Raw genomic sequence first — 11,578 nt, forward strand, 5'->3', positions numbered from 1 at the left:
AGCTTATTAGTTAATTATGGGGCATATCGTCGCTCAATAGCATGGGATGATGTGTTTACGAATAGTATTGCGGTGAGCTGGCCGGAAGATTTACTCGTTGATGGTGAGTATGTGCTGGATGGTGACTTTAGCATTATAGGTTACACCGAGTTACTTGATGGACAAACACTTCGAATTAAAAGTGGTAGCAAGTTATATTTAAGTGCAAATTTAGTATTTAAAATTAACCTAGGCGCACAGATAGTTGTAGAAGAAGGTGCTGAGATTATTATTGGTGATAATGCTCGTTTTGATGTTTATGGCTACTGGAACTTGGCACAAGGCGCTACTGTTTATGCCGGATCAAACTCTGCAATTTATCTTTATGGTCAATTAGAGGCATTAGGTAGCGATACATCAATGGTTCGGTTTATTAGTTTAACAGACAATGCAGAAGCAGATTACTGGCAAGGTATTAAGGTATTTGCTGGAAGTAATATATCTTTAAATTATACACATGTATCTCATGCAAAATATGCTGTGTGGGTATATCAAAACGAGGGTGAATCAATACAAGCTTCATTGCTTTATAGCCATTTTATTTATAATAAAATGGGTGTTTATATTGAAGACAGGTCGGCTAGTACAGATGCAAGTGTTGCGTTGAGATATAGTATATTAGAAAATAACATAGATTATAACGTTTATACGTATAGTTATAGTACGTATTTAAATTCAGTAATTGATTTGCGTTTTAACTGGTGGGGAAGCGCTGATATAGACCTTATTGCAGACAGTATTTATGATCAGAACGATCACGCTAATGGCTTACTTGTAAATTATACATCTATTCGTCAAAGCATTGATGTTGATGATATTTTATATGTATTTACAGAAGAAATAGATACCAGTGTTGTCGTTAAGAAAAGTGTATTGATCTCTAATACAACTACAATTAATGGAAATGTAAGCTTAACTTTGGCTGCTAATGCTAATATGGTTTTAGCTGAAGGTGCTGTATTAAAAGTTAATGGCGACCTAGTTATTGAAGAGGGAGCTACGATTTCTATTGATGCATCTGCAACACTTGAAGTAACAGGGAGAATTGTATTTAAAAGTTCAGATTTTAATTTGCCGCAAGGGTTGGTAGTTCGTATTTCTGCTGGTGCGCAGCTGCGTGCAGCAATTGGAACTCGTATTAATCTTTATGGTGAGTTTTATAGCGAAGGTACTGCAGAAAACCCTGCTATTATCGACCTAGAAGAGTCAAAAAATGGATTTTGGTACGGTATTCATGCTCATTCAGGCAGTAAATTAATCTTTAATTATACACGTATCACTCAAGCTGAAATTGGCGTATATGTTGCGGTTGGCAGTGATGTCAGCATTACTCACTCTTGGTTGATTGCGAATAAAACGGCAATAAAGTTTGTTGATGATTCAGCCACTAGCGATCCATTATTATTAGTAAACTATAATGTTTTTGAAGGAAATATAGATTTTAATATTGATGCTCAACAAACCATTGAAGGCTACTTTATTGGTGATATTGATGCTCGCTTTAACTGGTGGGGAAGTGCAGACGTGGTCACTATTAATAGGCTTATATACGATCGTAAAAATAACAATGCACTCGGTTTATTAGTAAACTTTAGTCAACCTTGGTTAGACACTACCGGTTCTATTGTGTGGGCTACAGCATTCGTTGGTAATATTGATAGCAGTGTGATCATAAAAGGTAAGCTGAGTGTTATTGGCTATAGTTTATTGAGTAGCGATTTTACGGTAAGTGCTACACAACAACTAATTATAGAATCTTCGGCTAGCATGTACGTTACTGGTGGTTTAAGTATTGCTAAATTAGGTAAGCTTGTACTTAGAAAGGGGACTTATTTAGGCGTTGCAGAAAATGCTACAATTACTATGAATGCAAATACAGATATTGAGATAGGCATTAGTTCTAAAATTGAAATATTTGGGGTGCTGATTGCTAGGGCGCAAAGCACTCAACCAATTGTATTTGTTGGTGCTCAGCCTATACATTGCGAAAGCCAAGATAATAGTGCTCTTATCGAAACTATAGTAGAATTCAAGAAGTAGTCTTTTGCACTATCGCCACAGCAAATTAATATTCGCTGTGGCGTTCTACTTATGTTTTATACCACTATTTAAAACCAGAATTTTCTTGCTCAAACGGCTACTCTAACTGCGTAATATTAGATATTTATTTTTGAAAGAAATAAACTTTTCTGTATAGTAGCGTTCTTATTTTGACGGCAGTAATCATTCAGTTATCACTGCTTACCTTTTAGAAAATATTCCTTTATAAATAACTATCTCTCCTATGCTTTGTTATGGTAAGGAATCTACGTTTATGGCAATTCAGACTATATGAGTAACACACTAAATAAGGGCTGTAGCCCAGTGATAGCAAGTAATACAGGGTTTAGGCGGTTTAGCGTGGCACCGATGCTTGATTGGACTGATCGCCATTGTCGTACTTTTCATCGCAAGATGACTAAGCACACTGTGCTTTATACCGAAATGATAACTACGGGGGCTATTTTATTTGGTCGCGGTGACTATCTTCATTTTAATCAGCACGAAGGCCCAGTTGCGCTGCAACTTGGTGGCTCTGATCCTAAAGCACTTGCGCAATGTGCCAAGCTTGCAGGTGAGCGTGGTTATGACGAAATAAATTTAAATGTAGGTTGCCCGTCAGACCGAGTTCAAAATGGCCGTTTTGGTGCGTGTTTAATGGCAGAACCTCAATTGGTTGCTGAGTGTGTTGCAGCTATGAAAAGTGAAGTTACTATTCCGGTTACCGTTAAAACGCGTATTGGTATTGATGAGCAAGATTCGTATGAGTTTTTATGTGCGCTTATTGAAGCGTCTCATAAAGTAGGCTGTGATGATTTTATTATTCATGCTCGTAAAGCGTGGCTCAATGGCTTAAGTCCGAAAGAAAACCGTGAAGTTCCACCTCTTGATTACCCTCGTGTTTACCAGCTTAAAAAAGATTACCCACAGCTTGATTTAAGCCTAAATGGCGGTGTAAAAACAATTGAGCAGAGCCTAGAACACCTACAGCATATCGATGGTGTAATGATTGGCCGCGAAGCTTACAGTAATCCATTTATGCTCAATGACGTTGATGAAAAAATATATGGTGATGCTGCCAATACGCAATCTCGTCATGATGTAGTGCGTTCTATGTATGACTACATTGAAGAAGAAATGCGCTTGGGGGCTAACTTTTGGCATGTTGCGCGCCATATGCTCGGTATTTTTCAGGGACAACCAGGCGCACGTGGGTTTAGACGCCACCTTTCTGAAAACGGTCATGGCAAGCAAGCTGATTTATCAGTTATGGATAAGGCACTCAGCTTTGTACCAGAATAAAGTTATGCACAAGCATTAAATATTGAGCCACTTTCGAGTGGCTTTTTTGATCCTAAAAATTAGTCAAAAACATACTTTATTGGCTAATTACACTTTATTTCATTCAGTTTCAAGTCATTCTTATTTTGATTATAAACTGCTTAATCTACTGATATTATTGTGTTTACTTCTATTTTAATTGACTTGGCACAACTCTTGGAATCGTCTTGTTGTAATCAATTTAAAATCAACTGGAGAATACCATGGGCATATTTAATCGCGTAAATGATGTAATTCAATCAAACATTGTTGCCATGCTTGATAAAGCAGAAGATCCTAAAAAGCTGGTCAATTTAATGCTTAGCGAGATGCAAGATGCGCTGAATGAGTGTCGTAGTACTGCAGCAGCTTTATTGTGCGAAGAGAAAATAATCAACCGCCAAATTGATACTCAAAAAAACACGCTGTTAACATGGCAAACGAAAGCTGAACTTGCTGTTGAAAAAGGGCGTGATGATCTTGCTAAATCAGCATTAGTTGCAAAGCAGGAACTGAGTGAAAGTATTGCTAATAAGCAAACTCAATTAGTGGCCCTTCAAGAGTCTATTGCAAAAATTAGAAACGATTGTGAGCGTCTTCAACAAAAAATGGCAGAAGCCAAAGTTAAGCAAACTCAATTATCACAGCGTCATAACGTTGTTGTTGCAAGAAACAAAATTAATACCCAATTACAAAGCGATAAAGTGGCGCATGCGTTATCTCGTTTTGAACAAATTGAGCAACGTGTTGAAGGTATTGAGGCGCAAGTAGAAGCTTATGAACTCACTGACTCAGCAAGCTCGACTGTATCTGAAATAGAGTCGTTAGTTAAAAATGAAAAAATTGATGCAGAGCTTGCAAGTTTAAAAGCGAGCTTAAAAACTAACGTAAAGCAAACTGCTTAGGAGGGTGTTATGAATAGTTTTAATCGTCAACGTGGCTGGTATAAAAATACGCTTGATAAAAAAATATCGGGTGTGTGTAGTGGTTTGGCATATCGATTAGATTTTCCGGTGTGGTCAACGCGTTTGGTCACTATTTTGTTATTTTTGAGTTTTCCGTTTGCAATTGCATTAGGTTATTTTATTGCACATTGCTGCCTTGATGAAAAAATATCTTAAGGAGTAATCCAATGAAAGCCTTAGTCGTATGTGTACTTGTTTATTTATTGTTGTTTACTAATTTAATATCGTTTACGCACTTTGATACTTGGCAGTTTCCGCTTTGGATTGCTGATATTAGCTGGGCAGGGCTTGAGCTGGTAGGTGCATTTGCAGCAATAGTTGCAGTAGTGGTTGTTGTTGCGCTTGTAGCTATGGGGTTAATTGGTGCTGGTGTAGTTGCATTAGTGGGTACTATTTTAGCCTTACTGTTTGGCTCGGTAATTATTGCATGGCCGTTATTGTTTATCGCAATAGTGTGTTGGTTAGTTGCTGATAACAAAAAAATGATTTCTTAATCCTTAATTTTACTGACTATTATAAAGTAACTATGTTAAATTTAGCGTGTTATTTTATGTTTTAACAAGGATTATAATGATGATGAAATGGTGTTTTTCGATAGCGACTACATTAATGTTTGGTTTTTTTTCGTTATCACTGGCGGCGCATTCTGGACATGATCATGACGCTGATACCGCAGAGCTTATAGTAAATAATGCTCAAGTTAGAGAGTTTTTACCTGCAAGTACATCAAGTGTAGGGTATTTAACAATTACTAATCACAATAAAGCAGCTGCAACGCTAATAAAAGCGAGCATTGATGGTGTAGGGCGTGTAGAAATACATGAGCATTCACACGTTGATGGCATGATGAAAATGCAAAAGGTTGACTCAGTAGTAATTAAAGGTCATGAAAGTGTAATATTTCAACCTGGTGGCTATCATTTAATGGTGTTTGAGCCACAAGAGCCACTAAAAGTAGGGCAAGAACGTAAACTCACGCTATATTTTAGTGATGGCAACCGCCTTTTCACTAATGCGCAGGTGGTGTCGCTTGAATCGCAAGCGAAGCAATCAAAGTCATCAACACAACATTCCCACCATTAGGAGTATGTATGTCGCAACATAAAGGAAAAATAGCAGGAGCAATTGTTTTACTGCTCATCATATTTTATGCCATTGCTGTATATTGGAGCACCGAGCCTTCACGCTTTGACGTTGTTGCAAATGCAAAAGAGCAAGCACAGCTGCGTAACGAAAAAATAGTAACGGGCTATATCACCACCTCCACATTAATCACAGTAGCAAATACCTTACTTAATAAATCAGGAGGCTATTTATCAAATGATGTAATGCCGCCAAGTGTGATTATGGATGACATGCCAGCATGGGAATATGGTGCACTAGAGATGGTGCGTGATTTATCACTTTCTATGCGTAAAGATTTTAGCCGCTCACAATCACAGTCAACTGAACATGAAGCTCTTAAAAAAGCGCAGCCACAGTTTAATATAAGCTCTGAAGCATGGGCATGGCCAAGTGCTGAAGGTGAATATCAAAAAGGGATTGATTACTTAGTTGTTTATCGTACGCAAATTGCAAATCAACACGAGCGTGATAGTCAATTTTACGCACGGGCTGATAATCTTCGCGGTTGGCTTAAAGAAGCAGAAAAGCGCCTAGGCAGCTTAAGTCAGCGCTTGAGTGCTAGTGTAGGCCAAGAAAAAGTAAACACAGATTTAGCGGGTAATTCATCTAATAAACAAGCGACACTTGCGCCATTACAGCAACAAATAAGAACGCCATGGTTAGAGATTGATGACGTGTTTTATGAGTCTCGCGGTGCAACTTGGGCACTATTGCATTTTTTACAGGCCGTGGAGTATGACTTTGCTGATGTACTCGAAAAGAAGAATGCCCGTGTAAGTGTACAACAAATTATACGTGAACTTGAAGCAACTCAAGAAACCGTATGGAGCCCAATAATTTTAAACGGAAATGGTTTTGGCTATGTAGCTAATCATTCTTTGGTTATGGCAAATTATATTTCTAGAGCCAACGCGGCTTTAATCGAACTTAGCGAGCTATTAGCTCAAGGATAAAAAATGAAAAAGTATTGTTTAGCAGCAGCCCTTTCACTGGCATGTTTAGCACCAGCAGCACAAGCTGATACATTATTAGGCTTGTACGCAGGTGTTGATGGTTGGAAATCAGATAGCGATGGTCAGTTTTCTTATAAAGGAAATCAACCTCAAGATTTTAAATTTAAAGATGAAACATTTGTAAGTTATTACATCGCGCTTGAACACCCAGTCCCTGTAGTACCTAATTTCAAATTTAAATATACAGAGCTTGAACTAAATGGCTCTGCAGTATTAACTGATACATTTAGTTTTAATGGTTCTGATTATGTCGTGGGTACTGCTGTTAATTCGGTAAACGATTTGACACATATTGATTATATTTTTTACTACGAAATATTTGATAACGACTTGATCTCGATTGATTTAGGTTTAAATGTAAAGCAGTTTGACGGTGATATGATAGTAACGGGTACTACGCAAACTGGTGGTGCTAACTTTACAGAAAACGTTGATTTTTCAGGTTTTGTACCACTAGCTTACGGTCGTGCTGAAGCTGGTCTACCATTTACAGGTTTAAGCATGTTTGTTGAAGGTAGTTTCTTAGCTATCGACGACAGCAAAGTACAAGATTATCAAGTGGGTGTAGCGTGGGAACTGCTTGATAACCTAGCTGTAGATGTTGCAGTTAAAGCAGGTTATCGCTCTATGACTTTGGAGTTAGACGACGTTGATGATATTAATACTAATATTGATGCGTCAGGCCCATTTGTAGGTGTGCAAGTTCACTTCTAATTAGCACAGACTAATTAAATAAAGTGTGGTGTGCTATTTGATAGCATGCCATGCTAACTCAAACTCTCCCTCTAATGCATTATTAATCAATTGCTTGTAGACTTTGTTGATTGGAAAATTAATAAGTTTAGATAGCTCATCACCGGTTTGAGTGAATTTGTAATAGCTCAATACTAAATCACTGCTTTTTGCTTTTAATGTTACTTTTTGTGACAAAAAAGACAGTGTAAGTTCTTGTCCTGCTTTAAGTACCGCTGATTCAATTTCTTTTCTATAGAGTAGGTTAAGGTCCATTAGCGTTAAAATATCAGGGAAGCTAATGCCTGTTCTTCCTAAATTTAATGACACTTTATTGCCTTTGCGCAGTAAATCAAACAGGGATGGCTTTTTATAAAAGCCAAGCAAAATAAAATGACTGTCGTCTTTTTCATTATAGCCAGAAAGTGAAACACATTTTTGCAACGAGTCGGCTTCGCGCTGGGTCATGTGCTTGAGAGTTTGCAGGCTTTTAATTGAGAAAGTCCCAGGATTGAGAGTCTCTCCCGTTAAAATTTTTGCCCATAGCGTCTGCATTGACTCATTAGAAGTATCTTCACATAAAGCAACAAAGTGCTCAACCCAGTCTGCATCCGGTCGGTGACTGCTGGCTACATCAGGGCAAAAACTCATTGCCATTGATAAAATTACTTCAATATTTTGTTGTTGTTTAATGAGTAATAGATCTTGTCTTTTTTGAGCGCGAGCTAAAATAGAGTTATCACTATTGATGTGGTACAGAGGTTTTATTCTTCCTTGTGGCCCATAACTTTGCTCATTTGATGAGGAAAGCCCATTGCTTGCTATTTTTGCGACTGAGTAGCCAAGTAATGACTCAATTATGTTAGCGAGATTAATTCGGGCTTGTGCTGTTTTTACTGTCATGGCTGTCCGTAGTAGCTTGTGGCTCATATAGTTGAGCGACTGTTTTTAAATTATTTAACCCCAAGGTTACTGCATTACTTAATATATATTTGTAGAACATAGCCATATAGCCTGAGATTAATAATGTAGTTGCCTGACCTTCAATATGGCATGTAACCATGATGACTTGATTTGCTTGAGCAAACTCTAAGGTTCCTTGTACTATATGTTCATTATCTAATAGTAAGTTAAATGCTATTTTATCTTTATTTATGGAAGTAATGGTCATCTCTCCATAACCCCACTTACTAACCCATGATTGATGAGCCCCTACGCCAGCACTCGGTTCATTAACGCTAAAACGAATTGATGTATCCACTTGTTGCCATGGGGACCATTTATGCCACTGATCAAAATCGCTAACTAATAATTTAATAGTGCGAGTATCTGCGTTTATTACCATTTTTTTATCAACACTGTAATTTTGAGGTAGCGTTAAGCCAATTACTAAAGCCAGCAGTAATAATATAAAGAGAAATTGTAATAACGTTTTTAATAATTTAATGAGTGCGCCTTATAAAAGAATGCTTAGTATAAAGGTAAAGATTTATAAGCCAAATATAGTATGAATTGGTTTATAAACCAAAAGTTTAATGAGTTACTTAAAAATTGTTAACCCTTTCGAATTGCTGCTTTTTAAAAAGCTAAGTAAAAAGTAAGTAAATTTGCTTCGTTTATACAGGCCTTGTTTTTACCTGTTTTTATAGCAGGGCGTAACTATCCTTCAACTAGGGGGCTTTCGAGGTTGAATTTACAGCAGGCTGTTTGGTATTTAAGCAAGTCAGAGCCTATGAACTATGCTTGTTCCCCATAAATAGACGATAACGCAGGAGCAGTTACCGAGCCCACTAGGTTACAAATCTCACGCCGCGATTCAATCGCCCCTAGGTTGAACAAATTTAAATCGACAAAGGTCAACACGCCCTCGCAATGCTCTCTAAAGTAAATTTTGAATAATAAAATACCTCCTTTGGTTAGTTGTATATATAAACAATGTAGTAGGGTATAATTCGCGCCTTTTGTTATTCTATGGCCAAATTTATGAGCACACTCAAAGCTAAGCGCGCCTTATTTTCATACCCAAAGTATTGGGCTGAATGTTATGGCACCGCGCCATTTTTACCAACTACACGTGAAGAAATGGATGCACTTGGCTGGGATAGCTGCGACATAATAATTATCAGTGGTGACGCTTACGTTGATCACCCTAGTTTTGGCATGGCGGTAATTGGTCGTGTACTTGAAGCGCAAGGTTTTAGAGTGGGTATTATTGCCCAGCCAGAATGGGACTCTAAAGATGCATTTATGGAGCTCGGCAGACCGAATCTATTTTTTGGTGTAACAGCTGGGAACATGGACTCAATGATCAACCGCTATACTGCCGAAAAACGTATGCGTCATGATGATGCTTACACGCCAAATAATGTCGGTGGTAAACGCCCCGATCGCGCCGTAATGATTTACTCTCAAAAATGCCGTGAAGCATATAAAGGCATCCCCATTGTTATTGGTGGTATTGAAGCCAGTCTGCGCCGTATTGCTCATTACGATTACTGGCAAGAAAAAGTACGTCGTAGTATTTTGTTTGATGCAAAAGCCGATATTTTAATTTACGGCAACGCAGAGCGTCCGTTAGTTGAAGTCGCACATCGCATTGCTGCGGGTGAAACGATGGATACTATTCAGGATATTCGTGGCACAGCCGTTATTCGAAAAGAACCGTTACCAGGTTGGCGTGGTAGCGACTCTACCGCGATAGATAAAATTGGTAAAATAGATCCTATTCCAAATCCATACGGCGCGGATGATGTTGGCTGTAGTAAGTCTGAATTTAAACAAGCCGGTATTGATTTAAAAGCGGAAGCTGCAAAACCAATTATGGTCCAGCCCGCGCGTCCTAAACCGTGGGAAAAAACTTACGTTAAATTACCAGCCTATGAGCAAGTCAGCGTTAATAAACCTTTATATGCGCATGCTTCGCGTATTTTGCATCAAGAAACAAATCCTGGTTGTGCAAGGGCGTTGTATCAGCGTCATGGCGATCGATCTATTTGGGTAAATCCCCCAGCATATCCGTTGGAAACCCATGAAATGGATGCTGTATTTGGTTTACCGTATCAGCGTATTCCTCACCCAAGTTACGGTGATGCGAAAATACCGGCTTACGACATGATTAAAACCTCGGTGAACATTATGCGTGGGTGTTTTGGTGGTTGTTCGTTTTGCTCAATTACAGAGCATGAAGGGCGTATCATTCAAAGTCGTTCGCAAGAGTCAATTATTGAAGAAATTGAACAAATTAGAGATAAAGTACCAGGCTTTACCGGTGTTATTTCTGATTTAGGTGGCCCAACGGCGAACATGTATAAATTGCGTTGTACCAGTAAAAAAGCAGAAAGTACCTGCAGACGTTTATCATGCGTATATCCAGATATTTGTAAGCACATGGATACAGATCATACGCCAACAATAGACTTGTATAAAAAAGCACGTGAAGTTAAGGGTATTAAAAAGGTGTTGATTGCGTCGGGTGTGCGTTATGACTTAGCAGTACGCGACCCTCGCTATGTTAAAGAGTTGGTAACGCATCATGTCGGTGGCTACTTAAAAATAGCCCCAGAGCATACCGAGGATGGTCCATTATCAAAAATGATGAAACCAGGTATGGGCGCGTATGATCAGTTTAAAGAATTATTTGATAAATACTCAAAAGAAGCCAGTAAAAAGCAGTATTTAATTCCTTACTTTATTTCAGCTCACCCAGGGACAAAAGATGAGGACATGGTAAACATGGCTTTATGGCTTAAGTCGAATGACTTTAAGCTAGATCAAGTGCAAAATTTTTACCCATCACCCATGGCTAATGCGACAACTATTTATCATACAGAGATGAATTCTTTACGTAATATAAAAAATAACTCAGAAGTCGTGCCTGTCCCTAAAGGGGCACGTCAACGTAGATTGCATAAAGCAATTTTACGTTACCATGACTCAGCTGGTTGGCCGATGATACGTGAGGCACTGCGTAAAATGGGTAAAGCTAATTTAATTGGTAAAGGGCCAGGCTGTTTAGTGCCTGAAGAAGGACGTGATGAAAAAGCCGGTAAAGGTAGTAGCAAGGGAGGGCGACCTGCATTAACGCGCCACACAGGTTTTAGCCAATTTAAAAAGGCAAACACTAAGCCTAAAGTCGGTGGTAACCGCCAAAGAGCCCGATAATAGGGTTTATACCAACCGGCATAAAGATTTGAACAATTTAACGAATTAAATCACTCTATAACAGGCATTGATCAGACCCCTAGGCAACTTTTTGGATTTTATATAAATGCAACGCATGTCCACCAATGAGCCTTATTATTTTTTCCCTGAACTCATCAAAACCATCCAAGCTGATTTTGTCGC

At 38.5% G+C, this 11,578-nt stretch carries 11 protein-coding genes; 9 read left to right on the forward strand and 2 right to left on the reverse strand.

Features of this window, described 5'->3' with window-relative positions:
• From H5119_RS05750 to H5119_RS05785, 8 genes are all read left to right on the forward strand, one after another.
• On the forward strand, positions 1–2,079 hold a 2,079-nt coding region (locus H5119_RS05750), incomplete at its 5' end, for a hypothetical protein (RefSeq protein ID WP_182701546.1).
• A gap of 291 nt (positions 2,080–2,370) precedes the next feature.
• Complete coding sequence (gene dusA, locus H5119_RS05755; protein WP_182701547.1) at positions 2,371–3,381, forward strand: tRNA dihydrouridine(20/20a) synthase DusA; 1,011 nt, start codon at positions 2,371–2,373, stop codon at positions 3,379–3,381.
• A gap of 242 nt (positions 3,382–3,623) precedes the next feature.
• Positions 3,624–4,304 carry a PspA/IM30 family protein gene (locus H5119_RS05760; protein WP_182701548.1) on the forward strand — a complete coding sequence of 227 codons (681 nt, stop codon included), beginning with the start codon at positions 3,624–3,626 and terminating at the stop codon, positions 4,302–4,304.
• Between the two features lie 9 nt (positions 4,305–4,313).
• A complete protein-coding gene (locus tag H5119_RS05765; RefSeq protein WP_182701549.1) occupies positions 4,314–4,520 on the forward strand; it encodes a PspC domain-containing protein in 207 nt (68 codons plus the stop codon).
• 11 nt (positions 4,521–4,531) lie between these two features.
• On the forward strand, positions 4,532–4,858 hold the full coding sequence (locus H5119_RS05770) for a hypothetical protein (RefSeq protein WP_077536030.1): 327 nt from the start codon (positions 4,532–4,534) through the stop codon (positions 4,856–4,858).
• Positions 4,859–4,937: 79 nt separating this feature from the next.
• Entirely contained in the window at positions 4,938–5,447 is a 510-nt protein-coding gene (locus tag H5119_RS05775) for a copper chaperone PCu(A)C (RefSeq protein ID WP_182701554.1), read from the forward strand.
• Positions 5,448–5,455: 8 nt separating this feature from the next.
• On the forward strand, positions 5,456–6,442 hold the full coding sequence (locus H5119_RS05780; protein WP_182701550.1) for a DUF2333 family protein: 987 nt from the start codon (positions 5,456–5,458) through the stop codon (positions 6,440–6,442).
• A gap of 3 nt (positions 6,443–6,445) precedes the next feature.
• Positions 6,446–7,216, forward strand: coding sequence for a TIGR04219 family outer membrane beta-barrel protein (locus tag H5119_RS05785; protein ID WP_077536027.1), 771 nt, complete (start codon positions 6,446–6,448; stop codon positions 7,214–7,216).
• Between the two features lie 33 nt (positions 7,217–7,249).
• On the opposite strand, the gene H5119_RS05790 is transcribed toward H5119_RS05785, so the two are convergent.
• Positions 7,250–8,137, reverse strand: a complete 888-nt coding sequence (locus H5119_RS05790; protein ID WP_182701551.1) for a TIGR03899 family protein — start codon at positions 8,135–8,137, stop codon at positions 7,250–7,252.
• Positions 8,106–8,573 carry a hypothetical protein gene (locus tag H5119_RS05795; protein ID WP_182770393.1) on the reverse strand — a complete coding sequence of 156 codons (468 nt, stop codon included), beginning with the start codon at positions 8,571–8,573 and terminating at the stop codon, positions 8,106–8,108. The genes H5119_RS05790 and H5119_RS05795 overlap by 32 nt, the downstream gene beginning before the upstream one ends.
• 644 nt (positions 8,574–9,217) lie before the next feature.
• Between H5119_RS05795 and H5119_RS05800 the strand changes: the two genes are divergently transcribed.
• Entirely contained in the window at positions 9,218–11,395 is a 2,178-nt protein-coding gene (locus tag H5119_RS05800) for a YgiQ family radical SAM protein (RefSeq protein WP_182701552.1), read from the forward strand.
• Positions 11,396–11,578: the final 183 nt, after the last annotated feature.

The sequence above is a fragment of the Pseudoalteromonas sp. SG45-5 genome, assembly GCF_014164085.1.
Lineage (GTDB): Bacteria > Pseudomonadota > Gammaproteobacteria > Enterobacterales > Alteromonadaceae > Pseudoalteromonas > Pseudoalteromonas aliena.

Bases quoted from the DNA above. Each gene is read 5' to 3' on its own strand.
- H5119_RS05765 (WP_182701549.1), top strand. From the start codon at position 4,314: ATGAATAGTTTTAATCGTCAACGTGGCTGGTATAAAAATACGCTTGAT.
- H5119_RS05780 (WP_182701550.1), top strand. From the start codon at position 5,456: ATGTCGCAACATAAAGGAAAAATAGCAGGAGCAATTGTTTTACTGCTC.
- H5119_RS05800 (WP_182701552.1), top strand. From the start codon at position 9,218: ATGAGCACACTCAAAGCTAAGCGCGCCTTATTTTCATACCCAAAGTAT.
- H5119_RS05770 (WP_077536030.1), top strand. From the start codon at position 4,532: ATGAAAGCCTTAGTCGTATGTGTACTTGTTTATTTATTGTTGTTTACT.
- H5119_RS05760 (WP_182701548.1), top strand. From the start codon at position 3,624: ATGGGCATATTTAATCGCGTAAATGATGTAATTCAATCAAACATTGTT.
- H5119_RS05790 (WP_182701551.1), bottom strand. From the start codon at position 8,137: ATGACAGTAAAAACAGCACAAGCCCGAATTAATCTCGCTAACATAATT.
- H5119_RS05785 (WP_077536027.1), top strand. From the start codon at position 6,446: ATGAAAAAGTATTGTTTAGCAGCAGCCCTTTCACTGGCATGTTTAGCA.
- dusA (WP_182701547.1), top strand. From the start codon at position 2,371: ATGAGTAACACACTAAATAAGGGCTGTAGCCCAGTGATAGCAAGTAAT.
- H5119_RS05775 (WP_182701554.1), top strand. From the start codon at position 4,938: ATGATGAAATGGTGTTTTTCGATAGCGACTACATTAATGTTTGGTTTT.